Raw genomic sequence first — 22,640 nt, forward strand, 5'->3', positions numbered from 1 at the left:
AGCGCAAATGCCCCCCTCCCAAAATACCTCTCGCCCCGGCCATGTCCGCCGCCTTCTGGGCGGCGTCGCCATCGTGGGCGCTCTCGCCGTAGCCGGCTCGATCGCGACCGGCCATTACTTTCGTGCCGCGCAGGCGACCGCGACCGCCGCGGCCGAGCAAGCCGTCCCTGTCACGGTCGCGCTGATCGAACCAAAGCAGACCGTGCTGTGGGACGATTTCTCCGGTCGGCTCGAGGCCATTCAACGCGTCGAGCTTCGCCCGCGCGTGGCCGGCGCGATCCTGTCGGCCAACTTCATCGAAGGCGCGCTGGTGAAGGCTGGTGACATCCTGTTCAAGATCGACCCGGCGCCCTACGCAGCCGAGGTCGACAAGGCCGCGGCCCAGCTCGAAGCTGCGAAAGCGCGCGTCGTGTTCACGCAGAATGAACTTGAGCGCGGCGCGCAGCTGGTCGGCAACGCCGTGGTGACGCGGCGCGACTACGACCAGCGCGACAACGCCAACCGCGAGGCCATCGCCAACGTGAAGGCAGCCGAGGCGACGCTCCAGACCGCAAAGCTTAATCTCGACTACACCGAGGTACGTGCACCCGTGGACGGCCGCGTCGGCAAGATCGAAATCACCGTCGGCAATCTCGTCGCCGCCGGCACCGCCTCCCCCGTGCTGACCTCGCTGGTCTCGGTCAATCCGATCTACGCGTCGTTCGATGCGGATGAGGAGGTGGTGCTGCGGGCGCTGAACTCGATCGCAGATGTCTCCGGCAAGCGCGGCAATTTGGACCAGATCCCGGTGGAGATGACGACCTCAGGCGGCCTCTCGGCCAAGGGCCACATCCAGCTCATCGACAACCAGGTCAACGGCCAGAGCGGCACCATCCGTGTCCGCGCGGTGTTCAGAAACGAGGACGGGCGTCTCATCCCCGGCCAGTTCGCCCGCGTGCGCATGGGCCAGCCCAAGCAGCAATCGCTGGTCATGATCGACGAGCGCGCGATCGGTACCGACCAGGACAAGAAGTTCGTGATGGCGGTCGGCGACGACAGCCGCGCGGTCTACCGGCCGATCACCCTCGGCGGCTCGGTCGACGGGTTGCGTATCGTGACGGCGGGACTGAAGACCGGCGATCGCATTATCGTCAACGGCATCCAGCGCGTGCGTCCCGGCGCCCTGCTCAAGACGGAGATCGCGTCGATGGGCGCGCGCGGGCCGCAGCAGGCCTCCAACCACAGCAAACAGGAGGTGGTGCAACGCTAGCATTCTCCGCTTCCGGAGCGCGCGGGCAGCGCGAGCCGGAATGTCGAATTTGTTGAACTACCAAGACATCACTTCTGGATTTCCGGATTTGCGGGCTTTTCCCGCGCCCGGGAATGGCGGGAGGGTCGTCTCTCGCGCAGGGGCAAAGCCATGAATCTCTCGAAGTTCTTCATCGATCGTCCGATTTTTGCCGGTGTGCTCTCGGTCCTGATCTTCCTCGCCGGCCTGATCTCGCTGTTCGCGATGCCGATCTCGGAATATCCCGATGTCGTGCCGCCCTCCGTCCTCGTGCGCGCGACCTATCCCGGGGCCAATCCCAAGGTGATCGCCGAGACGGTGGCGACTCCCATCGAAGAGCAGATCAACGGCGTCGAAGGCATGCTGTACATGTCAAGCCAGGCGACCACCGATGGCGCGATGACGCTGACGGTGACATTCCGGCTCGGCACCGATCCTGACAAGGCGACGCAGCTGGTGCAGAACCGTGTGCAGCAGGCCGAGCCGCGCCTGCCCGCCGTGGTGCGGCAGCTCGGCATCATCACCAAGAAGTCGTCGCCCGACCTCACCATGGTCGTGCATCTGTTGTCGCCCACCGGCCGCTACGACATGACGTATTTGCGCAATTACGCCGTGCTCAATGTCAAGGACCGTCTTGCACGGATCGACGGCGTCGGCGACGTCCAGCTCTATGGCGCCGGCGACTATTCGATGCGGGTCTGGGTCGATCCGCAGAAGGCTGCCGAACACGGGCTCACCGCAAGCGACATCGTCAAGGCGATCCAGGCGCAGAACGTCGAGGCCGCTGCCGGCGTGGTCGGCTCCTCCCCGAATGTCAAGGGCATCGACCTGCAGCTGTCCGTCAACGCGGAAGGGCGGCTTGCGAACGAAGAGCAATTCGGCGACATCGTGGTCAAGACCGGTACGCGTGGCGAAGTCGTGCGCTTGCGCGACGTCGCCCGCATCGAGCTCGGCGCGTCCGAATACGGCCTGCGCTCGCTACTCGACAACAAGCAGGCAGTGGCGATTCCGATCTTCCAGGCGCCCGGCTCCAACGCGCTGGAGATCTCCGATCATGTCCGTGCCACCATGGCCGAGATCAAGAAGAATATGCCGGAAGGCGTGTCCTACCAGATCGTTTACGATCCCACCCAGTTCGTGCGCTCCTCGATCGAGGCCGTCATTCACACGCTGCTGGAGGCGATCGCGCTGGTGGTGCTGGTGGTGATCCTGTTCCTGCAGACCTGGCGCGCCTCGATCATTCCGCTGCTGGCGGTGCCCGTGTCGATCGTCGGTACATTCGCGGTCATGCACGTGTTCGGCTTCTCGATCAACGCGCTCAGCCTGTTCGGGCTCGTGCTCGCAATCGGCATCGTCGTCGACGACGCCATCGTCGTAGTCGAGAACGTCGAACGCAACATCGAGGGAGGGCTGTCGCCGCGCGACGCCACCTACCAGGCGATGCGCGAAGTGTCGGGGCCGATCATCGCGATTGCGATGGTGCTGATCGCGGTGTTCGTGCCGCTCGCCTTCATCTCCGGCCTCACCGGGCAGTTCTACAAGCAGTTCGCGCTGACGATCGCGATCTCGACCGTGATCTCCGCCATCAATTCGCTGACGCTGTCGCCTGCGTTGTCGGCGCTGCTGCTCAAGGGACACAATGAGCCGAAGGACCGGCTGACGATCATCATGGAAAAGGGCCTTGGCTGGTTCTTCCGTGGCTTCAACAAGGTGTTCACACGCTCGTCGGAGAATTACAGCGGCACCGTCACCAAGGTGATATCAGGCAAGGCCGCAGTGATGGGACTGTATGTGGTGTTGGTCGGCGTGACCGCGCTTCTGTTCCAGCAGGTGCCGAGCGGCTTCGTGCCGGGCCAGGACAAACAGTATCTGGTCGGTTTCTCGCGGCTGCCCGACGGCGCAGCGCTCGATCGCACTGAAGAGGTGATCCGCAAGATGAGCGACATCGCGCTGACCCAGCCAGGTGTCGAGAGTTCGGTCGCCTTTCCGGGCCTGTCGATCGCCGGCTTCACCAACTCCTCCAATGCCGGCATCGTGTTCTCCACGCTCAAGCCGTTCGACGAGCGCAAGGATCCTTCGCTCAGCGGCCCCGCGCTGGCGGCCGAGCTGAACAAGAAATATGCCGGCATCCAGGAAGCCTTCATCGCCATGTTCCCGCCGCCGCCGGTCAACGGCCTTGGCACCATCGGCGGCTTCAAGCTGCAGATCGAGGACCGTGCCGGTCTCGGCTATGAGGCGCTGAACGAGGCGACCAAGGCGTTCATGGCGGCGATGCAGAAGGCGCCGGAGATCGCCGGCGTGTTCTCGAGCTTCCAGGTCAACGTGCCCCAGCTGTTCGCCGACATCGACCGCACCAAGGCGCTCCAATTGGGCGTGCCCGTGACGGAGGTGTTCAACACGCTGCAGATTTACCTGGGCTCCTACTACGTCAACGACTTCAACAAGTTTGGCCGCACCTATTCGGTCCGGGTGCAGGCCGACGCGCCGTTCCGCGCCCGCGCCGACGACATCCGGCAGTTGAAGGTGCGCTCGTCCTCGGGCGACATGGTGCCGCTCTCGGCGCTCTTGAGCGTTCGCCAGAGCGCGGGACCCGAGCGGGCGATCCGCTACAACGGCTTCCTGTCCTCCGATATCAACGCGGCGGCTGCTCCCGGCTTCTCCTCCGGACAGGCGCAGGAGGTCGCGACGCGGATCGCGGCGGAGACGCTGCCGCCCGGCTTTGCCTTCGAATGGACCGACCTGACCTATCAGGAGTTCATCGCCGGCAATTCCGGACTGTGGGTGTTTCCGCTGGCGATCCTCCTGGTGTTCCTGGTGCTGGCCGCGCTCTATGAGAGCCTGACCTTGCCGCTCTCGATCATCATGATCGTGCCGATGGGTCTGCTGGCTGCTATGTTCGGTGTCTGGATCTCCAAGGGCGATAACAACGTCTTCACCCAGATCGGCTTGATCGTGCTGGTGGGACTCTCGGCCAAGAACGCGATCCTGATCGTCGAATTCGCGCGCGAGCTCGAATTCGCAGGCCGCACCCCGATCCGGGCCGCAATCGAGGCGAGCCGGCTGCGGTTGCGCCCGATCCTGATGACGTCGATGGCGTTCATCATGGGCGTGCTGCCGCTGGTGCTCTCGACCGGGGCCGGCTCGGAGATGCGGCGCGCCATGGGCGTCGCCGTGTTCTCCGGCATGATCGGCGTCACCGTATTCGGCCTGTTCCTGACGCCGGTGTTCTATGTGCTGCTGCGGACCGTCACTGGCATGAAGCCGCTGACGCATCACGGCAGCGACACCAGCGCGGCGCCGGTGCAACCCGTCGGGCACTAAATCAGGGAAATCCCCGACAGCAACAACAAAACGAGCACGGTCTTGCGAAAGACCGTCTCGTTGACCCTGTGGAACGCGATCACGCCCAGCGCGGAGCCTGCGAACAGCGCCGGCAGGCTAACCGCGAGATCGACCAAGACCTTTGACGACAGATCCAGATGTCCGAACAGCAGCGCGATCGCGAACAGCTGCATCGCGGCGATGAACGGCTGCACCAGGCCGCGCTGCTCGCTCTTGGGCATGCCGCGCATGTCGCACCAGATCGTCGGGATCGCGCCCGGCATCGCGGTCAGTCCGCCGACCAGTCCTCCACCGAACCCGATCAACGCGACCCAGTGCCGCCCGACCGCCTCGCCGGCCGTCACCAGCGTCGGCCGCAGCAGCATGTAGGCCGCATAGAGCGCAACGATAATGCCGAAGCCGCGCCGGAGCAGATGCGTATCGGTGCTCTGGAGCAGCGACACCGCGATGGGAACGCCGATCAAGCCGCCGACGATCAGCAGCAGACTGCCTTCCCAGCGGATATTGCGCCGAAGCGACCACAGATTGGTGGCCTGCACGCCGATGCTGCACGCCATCATCAGCGGTACGGCTTCGAGCGGCTGAAACACCCGGAGCAGGATGGCGCCCGCTACCGCGGAAAAGGCAAATCCCGAGAGTCCGGAGACAAAGGCGCCGGCGAACACGGCAACGCTGAGCAGCATCAGAGTCGTGACATCAGGCACAATTTGCCCTCCGATCAATCGTAGGGAATTTGCGAGACGGGGACATCGGCGCTCTCGGTGCAAACGGCCGGCACGAGTGGAACCGACGGCTGCGCGTAAGCATGAGATCGCTCCAGCATCGCGAGGCCGACCAGTTGGAGAGCGACGAGCGCTGCCGTCAGCGCGATTGCGACGATGCTGGCGTTACGCACGTTCGAATTTGGGGTGGTCGCTCGTGCGCTCGCGCGGATCAACTCCGTTGGCATTTTCAAAGATATCCTCTTCACGGGAAACGGGAATAATTTCATTCAAAGACGGCGCTTCGTGCGGCTGGTCCAGCAGGTGGCGATAGCGCCGCAACACGCGCTCCGCGTCGATTTCCCGCTGCGCGCGGAGTACCGCGCCCATGCGGGCGACGATATCGCGGAATCTTCCTGTCAGAACTGGTGACGCCGTCCGCATGACAATCTCCTCTCAACCTGCACGAGAGATTGACGGAATTCGTTTCCGCTCGCAGTGAGTTGCTTCACAAAAATGTCTGGTAGGTCGAACAACAGATCGTGTGACGTCTAGTAGAAGACAACGCGGAAAATCGCGTCATTCGATCGAACGACGTGCGATAACTTTCTAATGATGCTTGTGATTGAACCTATTGCGAGCTACGGCGACTCGCCTGCGTTTTTGAACGCGTCTCAGTGCACGAGCGGATTGGAAAATCCAGCTGCGAGCTTGACGAGATCGGCCTGACGAGAAACGCCGGTCTTGGCGAACACGCGATGCAGATGCGTCTTCACCGTCGTCTCGGCGATACCGAGCGCAACCGCCGTCTCCGGCACGCCGCCGACATCGACGATTGACTGCAAGACCCTCAGTTCGGCAGGCGTGAGCTCGAAGGTGCGGTCAATGAGCCCGGCACACGAGCGGCCGTCGAGTTCCGCTTTCCAGATGAACAGGGCTCCCACTGCCGAACTGCGCTCGGCCACCCCGTCGCGCAGCAATGATGGCAGCGCGATGATTTGCGCGACGTAGTAGGAACCGTCATGCGACATCAACGGAATTTTCCGTCCCGAAGATGCCGCCAACGCGACCTCGCTGGTGTCACGGAAAATATCGCGCAAGGCTGAATTAGCAGCGGAAGATCTTGCCACCAACCTGCCCGAGACAGACCGCAGGACATCGTCGACGTCTAGGATCATCGCCGCGGCCGGATTGCTGTGGATGATATGACAGGTCGAATCGAGCAGGATGACACCGGCATTCAGTCGGTCCACGACGTCGGCAAGCGCGACCGCGCGCTGCTGCTTCCGCTCGATCGCCCGGTTGATCAACAGCGCCCGGCTCGCATGCGGAGCCAGGAACTGCATTCGCGCCCGCTGTTCCGCGCCGAGCATCTCCCTGCCCGGGATCACGGTCATTAGCATCGGACACGGCGACTTCGACTGCTCCAGCACCACGTTGGCGACGTCGACGCAGCCCTGGGGGCGCAGCCATTCCTGGTAGAAGCGGCCGCGGCGGTATTCGTCGAAATCCACGAGATCAGGGATATTGCGCACCTCGCCATAGCGCGGAAGCCGAGCAAGCGGGTCGTATCGGGAGTAGGTCTCCGCATAGAGCTGAATGTAGTACGGATCGACCCCGCAATAATAATGCGTCGCGCCTGATTTGCTGACCGGGTCCTTCGAAATCAGACCACAGGCTTGGCTGCCAATGAAGGCATTGAGTTTGACAACGACCTCGCTCCACAACTCCGGGTGGAGACCCGCGTCATAGATAGTCTCGATCAACTCGGACGGTTTTGGAGGTCGGGGCATCGGAAGAGCCAATGGTGACACATGGAGATGGCGAAATGTTCTTCATGCCTGGCGGCTTCCGTGAGTCTTTCGCGGGAGCGAAAGGTTCAATCGTGAAGGCAAAATTCAACAGTCTAATTCACAAGCGGATTGGAGAATCCTGCCGCGAGCTTAACGAGATCGGCCTGACGCGAAACGCCCGTCTTGGCGAACACGCGATGCAGATGCGTCTTCGCCGTCGTTTCCGCGATACCAAGCGCGACCGCCGTCTCCGGGACGCCGCCAACCTCGACGATCGACAGGAACACGCGCAGCTCGGCCGGCGTAAGGTCGAATGTCCGCGCGATCAATTCGCCATAGGACTGTCCGCCGAGCGATACCTTACGCAGCAGCAGCGCACCGACGGCATCGACCACCCGCTCGCTGCCGTCCCGCAGGACGGACGACAGCGGCAGGATGTGCGCGACGTAGCGCTCGCCCGAAGGCGAAAGCAGCGAAAACGCGTGCCCCTTTGCGGCAAGCAGCGCAATTTCATGGCGGGTCGCGAACGCTTCCCACAGTGTCTGATTGGCCTCCGCACTGCTGGTCACCAATTGCCCGGCAACGGACCGAACCAGATCGTCGGCCGCAAGCAAGGCGTGCCCTGCGGAATTCGCGTGCACCACCCGGCAGAAGCCATCGAGCAGGAAGATGCCACAGGCCAAATTGTCCAGGACCTCCGCCAACGCCGTCGCCAGCGTCAGTTGCGAGGTCATGGCGCGGTTGATCAGCAACGCTCGGCTGGCGTGCGGCAAGATCAGCGAGAGGCGCTGCTTCATCACCGGATCCACCATCCGGCGGCCCGACAGCACCGTCATCATCACGGGGCAGCTCGCATTCGAATTCTCGAGCACGACGTTAGCCGCATCGCTGCAACCCTGCGGCCGCATCCATTCCTGGTAAAAGCGTCCTCGCCGATATTCATCGAAATTGACGAGATCCGGGATGCTGACGATCTGGCCATGCGGCGGCAGGACCGTCAGCGGATCGAACTTCGAATGCGTCTCGGAATAGAGCCGGATGTAGTGCGGGTCCGCCCCGCAATAATAGTGCGTGACGCCGAATTTGCTGATCGAGTCCTTGGAAAACAGCCCGCAGGCCTGGCCGCCGACGAAGTCGCGGATGCCGGTGACGACGTTATTCCACAGCGAGGGATCGAGCCCGGCATCGTAGATGGCCTCGACCAGGTCGGGCAGTTTCCGTGGTCCGTGCATGGCTATAAATGGCCTGGGTGATCAATATCACCAAGCATACCACAACCACAGCATGCGGCATCCTCCGATCGGATGAGGCGTCGGCCGGTAACGAGCGGATATTCGTTTCGGGTGCTACTGATGCAGAGTCGCGATACCGCACCGGGATGCTCACATCTCGTCCCAGCCGACCTTCTCCAGATTCTCCGACCAGACCGCGGCGCGATAGATCTCGCGCCCGTCGGCGTTTCTGACCCGGATGCAGGCATCGCGGTCGCGCAAATCGTCGCGCCAGACGAACAGGTGGCTTGCCATCTCGTTGGCCACCACGAATGTCGCTTCGGGGCATTCGAACACCATGCCGCCCGGATCGATCTTCACGATATTGCCGATCATAAGATCAAAGAAAAAACGGCGCATGCAACACTCCAACTGGGGGCGGCGCACGCCCGCCCCTGCCGTCTCCAAGCGGCATTTGACTTGAAACTCAGTCGTGCGCGGTCACGACATTTCGCCGCTCCTGACGTCACTGGGCGTGGCGCCATAAGTTCGACGGAAGCAGCGGTTAAAATAGGAGAGATCGCCGAAGCCGACATCGTAGGCGATCGAGCTGACCGTCCGCTCGGCGTATCCGGGTTCCCGCAACATGCGATGGGCGCGCTTGACGCGTTGTTCGATCACGAAGGACGAGAACGTCTTGCCGTCGGCCTCGAACAGGCGCTGGAGATAACGCGGCGTCACGCCGAGCTCCTGGGCGACTGTGGCCACCGACAGGTCCTGCCGCCAGCAATTGTTGGCGATGGAGACTTTGGCCTTCTGCAGCCGTGCCGCCTTCACGCCGCGCCGCCCGGCCAGCTCCCGGGGCTCGTTGGTGGCACCGAGAACGATTGCCAGAAGATCGTGCAGATGCCCGACCCCGAGCTGGCGCAAATTTGGCGTCGCGAACGCCTTCTCCCGCACCAGTGTCTCCGCATAGTTGACCAGCAATCGAAGTCCTGTCGAGCTCTCCGGCATGACACGCATTACGGCGTCATCGACATCCACGATCATCGGCGCCAGCACGCGTCTCGGCACGCGTAGGGAGAAGCAGCTACCCAGCGACAATCGCTCGAACGTCGTGACGTCCTCCGCGCTGGTCAGGACCGCCTCCCCTGCACGAAGGCTCAGATCGTGTCCCCGCTCGGATATTCCAAGTACGCCAGATCGATTCACGATCAGGGCCAGGCTGTCGTCGCCATCGGCAACCAGGTGTTTGGTGCGACTGACGCGCGCTCCGCACAATCCTCCGATCAGCAATTGGGCTTCCGGCAAGACGTGGGACGTGAAGCTCGCCGTAGCCGGCTTTCCTTCTCTCGCCTCGACCTCCGCCTTCAACACCCCGCGGCAGTAGAAATCGCGAAGCAGCGGGATACGCTCGTTTTCGGGAATTTCGTTCGTCGAAACATTAATAATGGAAAAATCAAACTGGCTCACTGCAATCCTCCAACCGACGAGCAGGTCCGGCCGTGCGCTGTCGTTTCCTCACACTCGCGTTTGACGCCGTCGTCGCATCTCTTCGTGGCGCTTGCTGCTCTTCACTTTTCTGGATCGCGATATACGAAAGTATCAAATGACTCGCGTCCTGCATTCGGAGGACACGGGAGCTGGGCTCATCACAATGCATTGAGATCGCGGCACGTATCGGCGAGCCTTGTGAAATGGATCACACGGCGTCGTCACCGCCATTCGTTCGATGCGCGAATGGAACGGCAAAGCCGGTGGCGATCTTGACCAAGTCGGCCTGCCTGCCGGCGCCGGTCTTCTCGAACAGGCGCCCGAGATGCGTCTTCACCGTCGTCTCGGCGATGCCGAGCTTTGCCGCAATGTCGGGGACACCGCCAATCTCGATAATGGCCATTAAAACACGCAGTTCGGACGGTGTCAGCCTGAAGGCCGCCGCAATCGCATCAGCCGCGAGCCATGTCGCCGCCGATGCCTTCTGAACGAACAGCACCGTGGCTGCAGCATCTCGCGATGGAGTGCGATAGCGCTTCAAGGGAAAGGCGTGGAGCAGATAATGCTGTCCATCGACTGATGTCGCAAGCTCGATCTGACGGCGGGCGGCGGAACGAGTTTCGTTGCCTGCATCGATTTCGCTCAGGCCGCGGAATATTTTGTCGGTCTGGGTGTTGCGGGCCACGATCCGGTCGCCGACCATTGCGAGCAGGCTGGCATCGGCGAACAGCCCGCGGCATGCTGCGTTGGCATGCACGACGCGGCCATCTGCGTCGAGCAGGCAGATCGCCGTGCTCAGCCCATCCAAGACCTCGGCAAGGTCGTCCACGGTATGCGAGCGTGCCCTGATCTGTCGGCCCATGATCCTGGAGCGCTGAAGGTGCGGAGCCAGCAGCCGCATGCGCTCACGCATCGGCTCGTCAACCATTCCGCGCGACCGGTGGCGCAACACCTGCAGGATTGTGGTGCGCGTGTCCGACTTCTCGAGTGCAACGGTTGCAAAGTCTATCGCTCCTTGCGGTTCCACCCACTCGCGATAGAAGCTCGTTGCCAGGAAATCCGCCTGAGGCATGATGTCGGCTACGCCGATCGTCTGCTCCGCCACGAGCGTAAAATGGCGATCGAGCAGAGGGTCCAGCTCCACATATCGGTCGCGATAAAGCTGGCGGAAGCGGGATTCGGTGCCAAAATGCTCGTGGATCTCGATCGAGAGCCTGGCTCTGTCCCTGGACAGGATGGTCGCGGCACATCCGCCGACGAAATGCGAAACCTGTTCCAGCACCCCGCTGCGCAGCGCGGGATCGACCGCGGCGTCGTAGATCTCGCCGACAAGGGACGAGAATCGATTTGCGTGGAGGATTGTCATCGGCCGGACGACGCAATCTGCGTATGGCTCGGGCGTGCGAGAAAGATCGCGATCCGGGGACTGGCGAAGGAGACGGGCCGTTCAATGGCCGCCTTCGACTGGGAGAAAACGTTGCAACGAAATGCTGGAATATCGAACATCGTCCTTGCGTAACGTCAACCGCAGGATGCGGCTTGGACGTTTTCGCCAAAGACTAGGATAAATGCGAACAGCGCGCGGACTGTGTGCGATGAGTCACGCGTGCGATGCGTCAGGCAGCGCGCGCACCGCAGAACCCTGTCGCCACCGATCCCGCCGGCCTCGCATTCGGCTCCGGCAGTTTACTTGCGATTCTCCTCGCAGAATTTCAATGCCGCCAGCGCTTCACCGGCACGCGGCACCTGCATCTCGATGCTGTCGTCGTCATCGTCCTCGAAATCGAGCGAGAGACGCTTGGCCTTGGACAGCCGGTCCATCATGGACTGCTCGTATTCGAAGATGCCGCGCACGGTAGTTTTGTCCATGACCTCCCACTTCGCCTTCTTCATGATATCGGCGTCGTCGGTGCCGACATCGGCCCGGAGGATCTCGCCGACCTTGTCCCACTCCCAACCGTCATAGATCATCACGATCACGATCGCCTTCTCGGAATAGGTGATGACGATGACGTAGTCCCGGTTCTCGTCTTCCTTGTCCTTGTAGCCGCGGCTCGCATTGCAATGCGCGTCCTGCATACGCTTTTCGATGGTCCAGTCGCCGACCTTGGATTGTTGCGCCTGCACCGGTCTTGCGGTCAAAGCGACTGCGCTCAAGGCGCCTGCCAGGAGCCCGGCGGCGAGAAGATATCGTTTCATGTCAGCCTCCAGCGTGTTCCCCGGACAGAGATGACCACCTCTGCCGGTGACCCGCAAGGGCTTCAGGCGGTTCGCCGCGGCACGATCGCGATCGGGGTGAAGGTGTAAACCTCCTCGCCGTTCTGATTGAACATCGTCCATTTCACCAGTGCGATGCCCTGCGGCTTCGACTTCGATGGCGTCAGGCTCATGACCTCCCCGACCAGATGCAGGCGGTCGCCGGGCCGCACCGGGATGGTCCAGCGCAGCCCGTCGACGCCGGCACCGATCAGCGGATGCGGGCCGAACGGACGGGTCTGGATCGCGAGGCTCATGGCAATCGCGGCGGTGTGCCATCCCGAGGCAGCGAGACCCCTGAACAGGGTCTGCTTGGCGGCTTCGTGGTCGAGATGCATCGGCTGCGGATCGAACTCGGCCGCGAACCGCTTGATGTCGGCCTCGGTGACGTGAACTTCGGGGGATTTGAACTGCATTCCAATGGTGAGATCGTCGAACCACTCGACCTGCGCCATGATTTCGCCTCGCAATGTGATGCGCCGCCTCGCGGCTAATGGGATTGAGCAAGAGCGGGATGTAGCGGCTCCGCAGCGCACAAACCAGCCCGGGGTTCCCCAAGAAACCCGTTTCCAGATGCGACGAAACACGCCTGAAACAGATGGTCGGTTATCTCGTTGTCAAAAGCATACAGGGACGGCCACCATGCAATTCTTCCTCAACCTGATCTGGGATTATTCCTGCTGTCAGCACCTCGTCGCCCTGCCGCCGCAGGAGGACGAACTATGATCGAGCTGATCTCGGCCTTGCTCGCGCTTTGCAGCGTCGGCGTCTTTGCAGCGCACGCGGTGGATGCCTATCGCTCCACCCATTACTGATAGCCCACGCCCTAGAACGGCCGCCGGTAGAAGTGCTCCGAATGCGTCGCTGGCGGAAACCTGTTGGCGAGCGCGAGAGCTCCCCTTTCGTCGGTTTCGAGCGCGATCTTCTGTGCGAGCATCACGTCGCCGGGAACGAGAAAGCCTGACGGGACGAAGCACCACCCCATCGTCGCATTTCCGGCCTCGTCGATCTCATGGACGTTGGCGGCGGTGCCATAATGGATGCGATAGGTCTTGCCGGTATCGCCGCCGACGACATCGAAATACCGGTGCTGCTCGAATTGGGCGCGCTGCGCCGGTGACAGCCATTCGGCCAGGAGCCGGCGACCGCGAGCATCCGGCGTGTTCTCGCCGAAGAAGCGCCGATAGAGTTCGCGGAGCGCATGCAGACGCGCACGCGCCGGCCCACGGAGCCAAACTGCCGCGATCATGAGCAGCTCAGATCAACCGCCAACCAGGCGGGGATAGAACAGCGTTTCCTGCGCGGTCGGGTCAAACGATCGGATCCGGGTGACTTCGCCAGGTCCGGTTCGCAGCGCGGCGGTGAAGCCCGCTCCGGTCAGCTCCCGAAAGCGCCGCTCGGCTCGCGCCAGCGCTTCGGCATTGCCAGGATCAAACTCGTGGCGCGTGTCGCCAGTCTGGTCCATCACGATCTGGGTTGCCATGTTGAGTCTCCTCATGCCCAGCCCTGTTCGATCAAAGCAAACCTCGTGCCGTCGGTTCCAGTTGGCAACAACTTTCTCTTGCCGGCGCATCACGCCTTGCTGAGCAGGAGCGTTCTCAAGCGAAGTGGATGCCGGTTCGCATAAAGCAAACGCGCCAAAACCAAGAAGCTTGAGCCCCTTCGAAACGCGGCTCTGGTCAGCGCGAGGCGGCCGTACCTCCGCCCTCGTCGATCTGCCGTCCCATCAGGGCGATCGCTTTCTGATAAACGCCGGCGGCATTCCAGGCTTCGATGGCAGCGAAATTCGGCTCGCCCGGCTGGTAACCCGCTCCTGCACGCCAGCCATGGGCCTTGAGGAAATTCGCCGTCGAGTTCAGCGCATTGGCGGCAACTTCGAGATTGCCGGTGCCGTAGGCCAGGATGTTCTTGGGCATGAACTGGGTCTGACCGACTTCGCCGTGCATCGAGCCGCGGGTTGCCCCCGACAGCGTGCCCCGATCGATCAGCTTCAGCGCCGCATAGAGCTGCTCAGTGAAGAATTCGGGACGGCGGCAGTCATAGGCGAGCGTCGCGATCGAAGAGAGCATGTTCTGGTTGCCGCGCTGGCTGCCGAACCCGGTCTCCATGCCCCAGATCGCGATCAGCGGCCCCGGCGGGACGCCATAGCGCTGCTGGATCGAGGTGAACAAGGCGGCTTGCGACTGCTTGAGCTGGCGACCCTTGGCAACGATGGTGGTGGCGCCGCGCTTGGCGAGGAACTGGTCGAGCGTCAGCGAGAAGCTGCGCTGGCCACGGTCGGCCGCGATGGTGGCACTGGCGTAATTGGTCTGCATCAGCGCCGAGAGCGCAGTCTGGCCGACGCCCTTGCCCTGCGCCTCCGCGCTGAACTCGCTCTTCCAGGCCTCGAAGCCGGCCGACGAACTGCCGCATTGCGCGGCGTGGGCGGCGGGCGCCAGGCAGCCGAGCAGCGTCATCGCCCCAAAAACCGCCGCAGCTACAGTTCTGCCCCTGATCATGTCCGACGTCCTCTCCCTGGGTGATCCAATGCCCGACCTTACCCGGACGAAGGCGCCGACTCCATGGCGTGATCATACGACAGTTCCAGTCCATCCAAATTGCCCTCCTGGCGCCACTTGTCCAGCAGCCGCAGGAATGCCACCGGCCCGCGCCAATACTGGCTGTTTCTCGCCGCGATCGGATCGAACACGCCTTCATTGTTGTAATAGCCGGGCGTGCATTCGGCGAGATAGGTCTGGCGGCCGAGCGCAGCTTTGACCACCTCCTCGACCCAGGCGTTCTCGGCATCGAGCGTCGGCTCCAGCGTCCGGGCTTTGCGCTTGCGCGCCTCGGCTATCACATAGGCGATGTGCTGCGACTGCTCGTCGATGATGTGCGGGAAGTTGGCGCTCTGGCCGGCCTGCACCATGACGATCAGGAAGCAATTCGGGAAGCCGCGACTGTAGAAGCCGTGCAGCGTCTTGACGCCATCGCGCCAGCGCGCCGACAGGCTCACGCCGTCACGGCCGTAGACCTCAAAGCCCATGCGGCGGGCGTAGTCGGTGCCGACCTCGAAGCCGCTGGCATAGATCAGGCAGTCGAGCTCATAAGCCCTGCCGTCGACCACGACCGCGTTCTCGGTGATGCGCTCGACGCCCTGTCCCCTGGTGTCGACGAGATGCACGTTGGGACGATTGAAGGTGTCGAGATATTCGTCGTGGAAACACGGCCGTTTGCAGAATGCCTTGTACCAGGGTTTCAACGCCGAAGCCGTCGCCTCATCCTTGACGATCGCATCGACGCGCGCTCGGATCTCTTCCATCTTGCGATAATCGGCCTGCTCGATGACCTTGAGCGCCTTCTCGATCGAAGTCACCGGCTGCGGCTGGCGGCGCGGCGCCAGCAGGATCTCGCCGAGCAGGCCGGTCCAGCCGTCCTGCACCAGATCCTGTTCGAATGGCTCGCCCGAGATCACGGCGGTGAAATTGTCCATGCGTTCGCGCTGCCAGCCGGGCCTGAGCCCCTGCGCCCAGCTCTGATCCGTCGGGCGGTCGTCGCGCACGCCGATCGCCGACGGCGTACGCTGGAAGACGTAGAGCTCCTTGGCCGAGCGGCCGAGATGCGGCACACATTGCACGGCGGTGGCCCCGGTGCCGATGATACCGACGCGTTTGTCGCCAAGACCACTAAGATCACCTTCGGCCGTGCCGCCGGTGTAGGCGTAATCCCAGCGGCTGGTGTGGAAGCTGTGTCCCTTGAAGCTTTCGATACCGGGAATGCCCGGCAGCTTCGGACGGCTCAGCGGGCCGCCAGCAAGGATGACGAAGCGCGCGCGGATGCAATCACCGCGATCTGTCTCGACCAGCCAGCGTGCCTCCTGCTCCCGCCATTCCATGTGGGTGATGACGGTCTGAAACAGCGCGCGCTCATAGAGGCCGAAATGACGGCCGATGCGGCGCGAATGCTCGTAGATCTCGGGGGCTCGCGCATATTTGCGCACCGGCATGTAGCCAGTCTCTTCCAGCAACGGCAGGTAGATGTAGCTCTCGGTATCGCAGGCCGCACCGGGGTAGCGATTCCAGTACCAGGTGCCGCCGAAATCGGCGGCCTTTTCCACGACCCGGAAATCATCGATGCCAGCTTCGCGCAGTCGCGCGCCGCACAGAAGGCCGCCGAAGCCGCCGCCCACGATCAGCACCTCGGTCTGTTCGCTGACGGCCTCGCGGGCAAATCCGGAATTGGCCCAGGGATCGTCGAGATAGCGCCCGAACTCGCCGGTCACTTCGACATATTGCGCCTTGCCTTCGGCGCGCAGACGGCGATCGCGCTCGTCGCGATAGCGCGCTCGGAGTGCGGCAATGTCGATTGTAGATTCGCCGGCTGCGCCGGTCTTGTGTCTTTGCGCTGACATCCGTTTCCTCCCCCGGCGGACACTGCTTCGCCGGCAGCTCGCATCAGTTAGCCCTGAAAAAGTGACGCATGCAATCGCGTCTCTCGCTTTTTGCGTGAACGTCGCGTGGCGTTCCGCTAACCTCAAGCGCACATCACAAGCGTACGTCATGCAGCGACATGGCGGTCCGGAGGAGACGATGCAGGGATTGATGATGGATATGCCGCTCCTGATCAGCGGCCTGATCCAGTATGCCGCCGACTATCACGGCGAGGCTGAGGTCGTCGCTCGCGAGATCGAAGGCGACATCCATCGCTATACCTATGCCGACGCACATCCGCGCATCAAGCGCATGGCGTTGGCGCTCAAGAGGCTCGGCATGATGTCCGGTGACCGCGTCGGCACGCTGGCCTGGAATACGCACCGGCATTTCGAGATGTTCTACGCCGCGCCGGGCATGGGATATGTGCTGCACACCATCAACCCGCGGCTGTTTCCCGAACAACTCGTCTACATCGTCAATCATGCCGAGGACCGGCTGCTGTTCATCGACCGTGCCACGCTGCCGATCGTGGAGGCGATCGCGCCGCAGCTCACATCGATCGAAGCCTATGTCGTGATGTGCTCGCGCGAGCGGATGCCGCAGACCAAGCTTGCCAACGTGCATTGCTACGAGGAGCTGCTGGAGAACGAGAACGACGCCGGCTTCGCCTGGCCGGAGTTCGACGAAAAATCGGCGTCCACCATCTGCTACACCTCCGGCACGACGGGCAATCCGAAGGGCGTGATCTATTCGCACCGCGCCGCGATCCTGCAGACCATGGTCTCCTGCAATTTCGACTTCCTGCCCGGGCACCTGGAAGGCGTGCGCGAGGTGATGATGCCGATGGCGCCGCTGTTCCACGGTAACGGCTGGAACATGCCGTTCACCGCGCCCTATACCGGCTCGAAGCTGGTGCTGCCCGGTCGCAATTACGAGCCCGACAAGCTTTATGAACTGCTCGAAGGCGAGAAGGTGACGCTGTCGGCGGGCGTACCGAGCTTCTGGCTGATCCTGCTCGACTGGCTCGGGCGCACCGGCAACAGGTTCTCGACACTTCGTGCAACATTGTCGTCGGGCTCGGCGCCGCCGCGCGCTATGGTCGAGAAGCTCAAGCGCGAATATGACATCGACTACGTCCAGGCCTGGGGCATGACTGAAGCCTTGGGCTGCTCGATGCCGGGCTTGCGGCCAGGCTCCGAGCATCTCGACGACAAGGAGAAGTTCGAGCGCCGCCAGGTGTCCGGCCGCGCCTGTTTCGGCACCGCCTTGCGCATCGTCGACGACGGCGGCAACGAGCTGCCGCGTGACGGCAAGAGCGTCGGCCATCTGCGCGCGCGGGGACCGTGGGTTGCGTCCGGCTACATGAAACTCGACGAAGGCCTCGACCGCGACGGCTGGCTGATCACCGGCGACATGGCCGTAATCGACCCCCAGGGCCACGTCACGCTGACCGACCGCTCCAAGGACGTGATCAAGTCCGGCGGCGAATGGATCTCCTCGATCCAACTCGAGGACGTGGCCTTGTCTCACCCCGATGTGCTGCAAGCCGCCGTGGTCGCGATCAACCATGAGAAATGGCAGGAGCGGCCGCTGCTCCTCGTCGTCCGCAAAAAGGGCGCGACCGTCGACGGCAAGACGTTGCTCGACCACATGCGTCCGAAAATCGCGAGCTGGTGGATGCCTGACGCCGTCGAATTTCTGGACGAATTCCCGATGACCGGCACCGGCAAGGTGCTCAAATCGGCCCTGCGCGAGAAATTCAGAGAGTATCGCGTCGCTTGAGCCGACCGCGCATCGCCCCGCCCATCGATCGAGGAGGCCAAAGATGCTCTACCCGATGTCCCCCAAAGTCGTCGAGCTCAAGCGCAAGCTCGACAGTTTCATGGATCGGCACATCTATCCCAATGAGGAGCGCTTTTATCGCGAGGCGGAGGAGCTGGGTCCCTGGAAAGTCTATCCGGTCGTCGAGGAGCTGAAGCCGCTGGCGCGCGCCGAAGGCCTCTGGAATCTGTTCCTGCCGGACTCCGGCCACGGTGCCGGCCTGACCAATCTCGAATATGCCCCGCTCTGCGAGGTCATGGGCCGCTCGCATCTCGCACCCGAAGTCTTCAACTGTTCGGCGCCCGACACGGGCAACATGGAGGTGCTGGAGCGCTATGGCACGAAGGAGGACAAGGAGCGCTGGCTGAAGCCGCTGCTCGCAGGCGAAATCCGCTCCTGCTTCGCCATGACCGAGCCTGCCGTCGCCTCATCCGATGCGACCAACATCGAAAGCTCGATCGTTCGCGAGGGCGACCATTACGTCATCAACGGCCGCAAATGGTATACCACCAACGCGACCGACCCGCGCTGCAAGATCTGCATCTTCATGGGCAAGACCGATCCCGACAATGCGGACCGCCACAAGCAGCAATCCATGATCCTGGTGCCGATGGACACAGCGGGCGTCGAGGTCAAGCGTGCCCTGCCCGTGTTCGGCTTCTACGGCGTGCCCGACCGTGCCTCCGAGGTCGTCTTCACCAACGTGCGTGTCCCCAAGGAGAACATGCTGCTGGGCGAAGGCCGCGGTTTCGAGATCGCGCAGGGCCGCCTCGGCCCCGGCCGCATCCACCATTGCATGCGGCTGATCGGGCTTTCCGAACGCACGCTGGAGAAGATGTGCCGGAGGGTGCGCAGCCGCGTCGCCTTTGGCAAGCCGGTTTCCGAGCAGACGGTGACGCAGGAGCGCATCGCAGAGGCCCGCATCATGATCGAGCAGGCCCGGCTGCTGACGCTCAACGCCGCATACGCGATGGACACCGTCGGCAACAAGGTGGCGACAGCGGAGATCGCGATGATCAAGGTCGCCGTGCCCAACATGGCCTGCCAGATCATCGACTGGGCGATCCAGGCCCATGGCGGCGGCGGCACGTCGAACGACTTTGGATTGACCCAGGCCTATGCGACCGCGCGTTTGCTGCGTCTCGCCGACGGCCCGGACGAAGTCCACAGGAACCAGATCGCGCGGTTCGAGCTGAAGAAATATTCGAACGCCTAGCGTCGCAAGCATTCCGCCCGTGCGGCTCGCTCTCTTTCCTTCTCCCCTTGCGGCAGAAGGTGGCGCGAAGCGCCGGATGAGGGGTCTGCTTCCGCGGAGACAAACCCCTCACCCCAGTGAGCTGCATCAACCAGCGGAGCTGCCCTCTCCCGCAAGGAGCGAGGGCAGGATGACACGCAGCCCGATTACAACCAGCGCCGTGGCGCCCTCACTCAATTCACCACGTACACATCGGGATCGAAGCTTGAGCTCGGCTTCTTGAAGGCGTTGCGCAAGGCGCCCGACATCGGGACGTTGTAATTGAGGCCGTTCGGCGGCGTCGGCGATTCCAGCCACTTCTTGTAGAGGGCCTCGATCTCCGGGCTCGCGTACAGCTCTGCAGTCGCGCGGTCGGCGAGCGCCTTGAACGGCGCGTCCTCCCGCCGTAGCATGATCCCGTAAGGCTCCGGCTTCGAGAAGGTCTCCTCGCTAATCATGAAGAGCTGTGGTTCTTTCGAGCGCGCGATCGCGACCGCGAGCTGCACGTCGTCGAGCGCGTAGGCTTGGGCGCGATCGGTTTCCAGCAGCAGGAAAGCTTCGGCCTGGTCCTTGGCCGGCATCACATTGATGCCGAGATTGCGCTCGGTGTTAACCTTGGCGAGCTGCGTCAGGTTGACCGAGCCGGCCACCGCCGTCACCGCTTTGCCCTTGAGATCGTCGATGGTGTTGATCTTTGCGGCTTTCTTGGCCGCAGATCGCGTGGCGCTGAGGAAGTGCGTGTTGGTGAAGGCGACCTGCTTCTGGCGATCGGCATTGTTGGTGGTCGCCGAGCAATGCAGGTCGAGCGTCCCGTTGACCATCAGCGGAATCCGGTTCGACGATGTCACGGCGAGGGTGTCGACGGCGATGTCGGGTATACCGAGCTGCTTCTTCACGGCATCCACGATCCTGAGGCAGATATCCATGGCAAAGCCGACCGGCTTCTGGTTGCCGTCGAGATAACTGAACGGGACCGAGGCCTCCTGGTAGCCCAGCGTGATTTTCTTGGTCTCTTTGACCTTCTGAAGCGTACCCGACAGGTCTTCGGCGGAGGCGGCAGTTGCAAGGCATGTGAGGGCCAGGACAACGGTGGGTAAACGCATCGGGAACTCCTTGAGGAGGCTTGCGCCCCCATGCCGGGCGCAGCAATCGCGCCGTTGATAGCGCAGGCGCGCGGCAGCCGCCAGACGAGCTTGCACCTATCAGCTATCGCGGCTTGCGATAGGGTGGACCGGCCTTTTGTCCCCCTGGAGTCGGGGCGCTCAAGCGCCAGGATGGCGCTTACGCGTCGATGCCGCGCTGGACCAGGATCCGCTCGGCGCTGTCGTTCCAGACGTCCATCTTGGTGATCTGGCCATTCCGCACCACGAAGCGGTCGACATAGCGGTTGCCCTCGAACGTGGACCCATCCATCCATTCGCCGTAGAGCGTGCCGACGCTATAGACCACGGTCTCGCCGTCGCCGGGGCAGACGTCGAAACGGTCCATCTTCTTCTTGACCCAGCGGTAGCGCTTGGCGTTGAAAGCGGTCGGGCCGCGCGGATGATCGAACTCGCGCCCACCGGTAAAGGTGATCACCGTGCCCGGCGCCATATAGGCAGCCGCGGCGTCCGGATCGGGGATCATCGACGCCGTGAGATAGGCTTCCACGATCTCGGCGTCGGACGACGGGCCGGCTTCGGCTTTTGCGGCAGCGGACATGGCTCATTCTCCAGGGCTTGCGAATACTAGCGCCGCTCTCGGGGAATACGTGCATATATTTTGAACATTTCCGTCGCTACACTGCCGACAATCTGGAGCCGCCAAACGCGGCCGAATGCACTAAATTCCTTCCGCAAGAGCCATGACCGCCCAATCCGCCTTTGACCTCATCTTTCGCAACGCCTTGCTGCGTGGTGCCGCCGACCCGATGGACATCGGCGTCACGCGCGGCCGGATCACCGCCATCGAACCGACGCTCGCTTGCGAGGCCGCCGAAGTCGATGTCGGCGGACGCCTCGCCCTGCCCGGCTTCGTCGACAGCCACATCCATCTCGACAAGGCCTGCCTGCTCGGCCGCTGCGGGCATGATCACGGCAGCGTCTCCGAAGCGATCCGCGCCCTCTCCGAGATGAAGAAGGGTTTCTCGGTCGAGGACGTCTACGCGCGCGGCGCCCGGGTACTCGAACGTGCCATCGTCCACGGCACCACGCGCATGCGAACCCACGTCGAGATCGATCCCCGCATCGGATTGCGCGGCTTCGAGGCGGTGAAGGCGCTGAAGCGTGACTATGCCTGGGCGATCGACCTGTCGCTCTGTGTCTTTCCGCAGGAAGGCCTCACCAACGATCCCGGCAGCGAGGAGCTTCTGATCCAGGCGCTGCGCGATGGTGGGGAGGTGATCGGCGGCTGCCCCTACACGGACACCGACCCGAACGCCCATCTCGCACGCATCTTCGACCTCGCCGAGGCGTTCGACCTGGACGTCGATCTCCATCTCGATTTCGATCTCGATCCCTCCTGGTGGCACCTCGACGAGGTCTGCCGGCAGACCGAGCGGCGCAACTATGGGGGGCGCGTGGCAATCGGCCACGCCACGAAACTCTCCGCACTGCCACCGGAGCGGCTGAGGGCCGCCACCGCGCAGCTGGCCAAGGCTGGCGTTGCCGTCACCGTGCTGCCGGCAACCGATCTGTACCTGATGGGGCGGGAAGCGACCCACAACGCGCCACGCGGGCTGACGCTCGCCCACAAGCTCGCCGCCGACGGCGTGCTGTGCTCGATCGCGACCAACAACGTGCTCAATCCCTTCACGCCGTTCGGCGATGCCTCACTGCTGCGAATGGCGAATTTCTACGCCAACGTCGCGCATGCCTCGGTGAACGACTTCGATACCTGCCTTGATCTCGTGACCGAGCTGCCGGCGCGGCTGATGAACCTTGGGGATTACGGCATCAAGGTCGGAAACCCCGCCGATCTCATCGTGCTCGATACGCAAGACAGCCGCTTCGCCGTCGCCGAGCTGCCGGATGTCGTAATGGGCTTCAAGAGCGGCCGGCAGACTTTTGCGCGGCAACGGCCCACTGTGTTCCGCCCCGGCTCCTGAGCCGCTCTGGACGCATATCTGCAT

General features: G+C 63.0%; 22 protein-coding genes. 6 read left to right on the forward strand and 16 right to left on the reverse strand.

Annotated elements, in window-relative coordinates:
* Positions 1–7 precede the first annotated feature (7 nt).
* Together IVB07_RS22740 and IVB07_RS22745 are read left to right on the forward strand one after the other, a co-directional pair.
* Positions 8–1,249 carry an efflux RND transporter periplasmic adaptor subunit gene (locus IVB07_RS22740; RefSeq protein WP_026233766.1) on the forward strand — a complete coding sequence of 414 codons (1,242 nt, stop codon included), beginning with the start codon at positions 8–10 and terminating at the stop codon, positions 1,247–1,249.
* Positions 1,250–1,399: 150 nt separating this feature from the next.
* Positions 1,400–4,588 (forward strand): multidrug efflux RND transporter permease subunit, encoded by a 3,189-nt coding sequence (locus IVB07_RS22745; protein ID WP_018459272.1) that lies wholly within the window; start codon positions 1,400–1,402, stop codon positions 4,586–4,588.
* On the opposite strand, the gene IVB07_RS22750 is transcribed toward IVB07_RS22745, so the two are convergent.
* The 10 genes from IVB07_RS22750 to IVB07_RS22795 all read right to left on the reverse strand — a co-directional run bounded on the left by IVB07_RS22750 (position 4,585) and on the right by IVB07_RS22795 (position 12,519).
* Positions 4,585–5,313, reverse strand: a complete 729-nt coding sequence (locus tag IVB07_RS22750; RefSeq protein WP_026233767.1) for a sulfite exporter TauE/SafE family protein — start codon at positions 5,311–5,313, stop codon at positions 4,585–4,587. The genes IVB07_RS22745 and IVB07_RS22750 overlap by 4 nt on opposite strands.
* A 14-nt stretch (positions 5,314–5,327) precedes the next feature.
* Positions 5,328–5,504, reverse strand: coding sequence for a hypothetical protein (locus tag IVB07_RS22755; protein ID WP_018459274.1), 177 nt, complete (start codon positions 5,502–5,504; stop codon positions 5,328–5,330).
* A complete protein-coding gene (locus tag IVB07_RS22760) occupies positions 5,497–5,754 on the reverse strand; it encodes a hypothetical protein (RefSeq protein ID WP_026233769.1) in 258 nt (85 codons plus the stop codon). Before IVB07_RS22760 ends, IVB07_RS22755 begins: the two co-directional genes overlap by 8 nt.
* A 230-nt stretch (positions 5,755–5,984) precedes the next feature.
* Positions 5,985–7,103, reverse strand: a complete 1,119-nt coding sequence (locus tag IVB07_RS22765) for a helix-turn-helix transcriptional regulator (RefSeq protein ID WP_026233770.1) — start codon at positions 7,101–7,103, stop codon at positions 5,985–5,987.
* A gap of 113 nt (positions 7,104–7,216) precedes the next feature.
* Positions 7,217–8,335 (reverse strand): helix-turn-helix transcriptional regulator, encoded by a 1,119-nt coding sequence (locus IVB07_RS22770; protein ID WP_018459277.1) that lies wholly within the window; start codon positions 8,333–8,335, stop codon positions 7,217–7,219.
* Between the two features lie 150 nt (positions 8,336–8,485).
* Positions 8,486–8,734 carry a hypothetical protein gene (locus IVB07_RS22775; RefSeq protein WP_204510928.1) on the reverse strand — a complete coding sequence of 83 codons (249 nt, stop codon included), beginning with the start codon at positions 8,732–8,734 and terminating at the stop codon, positions 8,486–8,488.
* A gap of 81 nt (positions 8,735–8,815) precedes the next feature.
* Positions 8,816–9,787, reverse strand: a complete 972-nt coding sequence (locus IVB07_RS22780; RefSeq protein WP_018459279.1) for an AraC family transcriptional regulator — start codon at positions 9,785–9,787, stop codon at positions 8,816–8,818.
* A gap of 229 nt (positions 9,788–10,016) precedes the next feature.
* The gene (locus IVB07_RS22785) at positions 10,017–11,174 is read right to left on the reverse strand and encodes a LuxR C-terminal-related transcriptional regulator (RefSeq protein WP_018459280.1); all 1,158 of its coding nucleotides are present in this window, start codon (positions 11,172–11,174) and stop codon (positions 10,017–10,019) included.
* A 320-nt stretch (positions 11,175–11,494) separates the two neighbouring features.
* Positions 11,495–12,007 (reverse strand): hypothetical protein, encoded by a 513-nt coding sequence (locus IVB07_RS22790; protein ID WP_018459281.1) that lies wholly within the window; start codon positions 12,005–12,007, stop codon positions 11,495–11,497.
* A gap of 62 nt (positions 12,008–12,069) precedes the next feature.
* Positions 12,070–12,519 (reverse strand): MaoC family dehydratase, encoded by a 450-nt coding sequence (locus IVB07_RS22795; RefSeq protein ID WP_018459282.1) that lies wholly within the window; start codon positions 12,517–12,519, stop codon positions 12,070–12,072.
* Here IVB07_RS22795 and IVB07_RS22800 point away from each other — a divergent pair.
* A complete protein-coding gene (locus IVB07_RS22800; RefSeq protein WP_018459283.1) occupies positions 12,518–12,790 on the forward strand; it encodes a hypothetical protein in 273 nt (90 codons plus the stop codon). The two genes, IVB07_RS22795 and IVB07_RS22800, sit on opposite strands and share 2 nt — an antisense overlap.
* A 100-nt stretch (positions 12,791–12,890) precedes the next feature.
* Here IVB07_RS22800 and IVB07_RS22805 read toward each other — a convergent pair whose 3' ends face one another.
* The 4 genes from IVB07_RS22805 to IVB07_RS22820 all read right to left on the reverse strand — a co-directional run bounded on the left by IVB07_RS22805 (position 12,891) and on the right by IVB07_RS22820 (position 16,454).
* Positions 12,891–13,313: a hypothetical protein gene (locus tag IVB07_RS22805; protein ID WP_018459285.1), complete on the reverse strand. Its 423-nt coding sequence runs from the start codon at positions 13,311–13,313 to the stop codon at positions 12,891–12,893.
* Positions 13,314–13,325: 12 nt separating this feature from the next.
* Positions 13,326–13,547: a hypothetical protein gene (locus IVB07_RS22810; RefSeq protein WP_007592399.1), complete on the reverse strand. Its 222-nt coding sequence runs from the start codon at positions 13,545–13,547 to the stop codon at positions 13,326–13,328.
* Between the two features lie 196 nt (positions 13,548–13,743).
* Entirely contained in the window at positions 13,744–14,562 is an 819-nt protein-coding gene (locus tag IVB07_RS22815) for a lytic murein transglycosylase (protein WP_026233772.1), read from the reverse strand.
* A 38-nt stretch (positions 14,563–14,600) separates the two neighbouring features.
* The gene (locus IVB07_RS22820; protein WP_247363277.1) at positions 14,601–16,454 is read right to left on the reverse strand and encodes an NAD(P)/FAD-dependent oxidoreductase; all 1,854 of its coding nucleotides are present in this window, start codon (positions 16,452–16,454) and stop codon (positions 14,601–14,603) included.
* Positions 16,455–16,632: 178 nt separating this feature from the next.
* Between IVB07_RS22820 and IVB07_RS22825 the strand changes: the two genes are divergently transcribed.
* Together IVB07_RS22825 and IVB07_RS22830 are read left to right on the forward strand one after the other, a co-directional pair.
* Complete coding sequence (locus tag IVB07_RS22825; protein WP_026233773.1) at positions 16,633–18,258, forward strand: long-chain fatty acid--CoA ligase; 1,626 nt, start codon at positions 16,633–16,635, stop codon at positions 18,256–18,258.
* 43 nt (positions 18,259–18,301) lie between these two features.
* Positions 18,302–19,513: an acyl-CoA dehydrogenase family protein gene (locus IVB07_RS22830; protein WP_018459289.1), complete on the forward strand. Its 1,212-nt coding sequence runs from the start codon at positions 18,302–18,304 to the stop codon at positions 19,511–19,513.
* A gap of 212 nt (positions 19,514–19,725) precedes the next feature.
* Here the strand turns inward: IVB07_RS22830 and IVB07_RS22835 are convergent, their stop codons facing one another.
* Together IVB07_RS22835 and IVB07_RS22840 are read right to left on the reverse strand one after the other, a co-directional pair.
* Positions 19,726–20,634: an amino acid ABC transporter substrate-binding protein gene (locus IVB07_RS22835; RefSeq protein ID WP_018459290.1), complete on the reverse strand. Its 909-nt coding sequence runs from the start codon at positions 20,632–20,634 to the stop codon at positions 19,726–19,728.
* A 178-nt stretch (positions 20,635–20,812) separates the two neighbouring features.
* On the reverse strand, positions 20,813–21,232 hold the full coding sequence (locus IVB07_RS22840; RefSeq protein WP_247766688.1) for a nuclear transport factor 2 family protein: 420 nt from the start codon (positions 21,230–21,232) through the stop codon (positions 20,813–20,815).
* 142 nt (positions 21,233–21,374) lie between these two features.
* Here IVB07_RS22840 and IVB07_RS22845 point away from each other — a divergent pair, with 142 nt between their 5' ends.
* Positions 21,375–22,616 (forward strand): amidohydrolase family protein, encoded by a 1,242-nt coding sequence (locus IVB07_RS22845; RefSeq protein WP_018459292.1) that lies wholly within the window; start codon positions 21,375–21,377, stop codon positions 22,614–22,616.
* Positions 22,617–22,640: the final 24 nt, after the last annotated feature.

Source organism: Bradyrhizobium sp. 172 (assembly GCF_023101065.1).
Lineage (GTDB): Bacteria > Pseudomonadota > Alphaproteobacteria > Rhizobiales > Xanthobacteraceae > Bradyrhizobium > Bradyrhizobium canariense_D.

Bases quoted from the DNA above. Each gene is read 5' to 3' on its own strand.
- IVB07_RS22740 (WP_026233766.1), top strand. From the start codon at position 8: ATGCCCCCCTCCCAAAATACCTCTCGCCCCGGCCATGTCCGCCGCCTT.
- IVB07_RS22745 (WP_018459272.1), top strand. From the start codon at position 1,400: ATGAATCTCTCGAAGTTCTTCATCGATCGTCCGATTTTTGCCGGTGTG.
- IVB07_RS22760 (WP_026233769.1), bottom strand. From the start codon at position 5,754: ATGCGGACGGCGTCACCAGTTCTGACAGGAAGATTCCGCGATATCGTC.
- IVB07_RS22765 (WP_026233770.1), bottom strand. From the start codon at position 7,103: ATGCCCCGACCTCCAAAACCGTCCGAGTTGATCGAGACTATCTATGAC.
- IVB07_RS22770 (WP_018459277.1), bottom strand. From the start codon at position 8,335: ATGCACGGACCACGGAAACTGCCCGACCTGGTCGAGGCCATCTACGAT.
- IVB07_RS22775 (WP_204510928.1), bottom strand. From the start codon at position 8,734: ATGCGCCGTTTTTTCTTTGATCTTATGATCGGCAATATCGTGAAGATC.
- IVB07_RS22785 (WP_018459280.1), bottom strand. From the start codon at position 11,174: ATGACAATCCTCCACGCAAATCGATTCTCGTCCCTTGTCGGCGAGATC.
- IVB07_RS22790 (WP_018459281.1), bottom strand. From the start codon at position 12,007: ATGAAACGATATCTTCTCGCCGCCGGGCTCCTGGCAGGCGCCTTGAGC.
- IVB07_RS22800 (WP_018459283.1), top strand. From the start codon at position 12,518: ATGATTTCGCCTCGCAATGTGATGCGCCGCCTCGCGGCTAATGGGATT.
- IVB07_RS22795 (WP_018459282.1), bottom strand. From the start codon at position 12,519: ATGGCGCAGGTCGAGTGGTTCGACGATCTCACCATTGGAATGCAGTTC.
- IVB07_RS22805 (WP_018459285.1), bottom strand. From the start codon at position 13,313: ATGATCGCGGCAGTTTGGCTCCGTGGGCCGGCGCGTGCGCGTCTGCAT.
- IVB07_RS22810 (WP_007592399.1), bottom strand. From the start codon at position 13,547: ATGGCAACCCAGATCGTGATGGACCAGACTGGCGACACGCGCCACGAG.
- IVB07_RS22815 (WP_026233772.1), bottom strand. From the start codon at position 14,562: ATGATCAGGGGCAGAACTGTAGCTGCGGCGGTTTTTGGGGCGATGACG.
- IVB07_RS22820 (WP_247363277.1), bottom strand. From the start codon at position 16,454: ATGTCAGCGCAAAGACACAAGACCGGCGCAGCCGGCGAATCTACAATC.
- IVB07_RS22825 (WP_026233773.1), top strand. From the start codon at position 16,633: ATGCAGGGATTGATGATGGATATGCCGCTCCTGATCAGCGGCCTGATC.
- IVB07_RS22830 (WP_018459289.1), top strand. From the start codon at position 18,302: ATGCTCTACCCGATGTCCCCCAAAGTCGTCGAGCTCAAGCGCAAGCTC.
- IVB07_RS22835 (WP_018459290.1), bottom strand. From the start codon at position 20,634: ATGCGTTTACCCACCGTTGTCCTGGCCCTCACATGCCTTGCAACTGCC.
- IVB07_RS22840 (WP_247766688.1), bottom strand. From the start codon at position 21,232: ATGTCCGCTGCCGCAAAAGCCGAAGCCGGCCCGTCGTCCGACGCCGAG.
- IVB07_RS22845 (WP_018459292.1), top strand. From the start codon at position 21,375: ATGACCGCCCAATCCGCCTTTGACCTCATCTTTCGCAACGCCTTGCTG.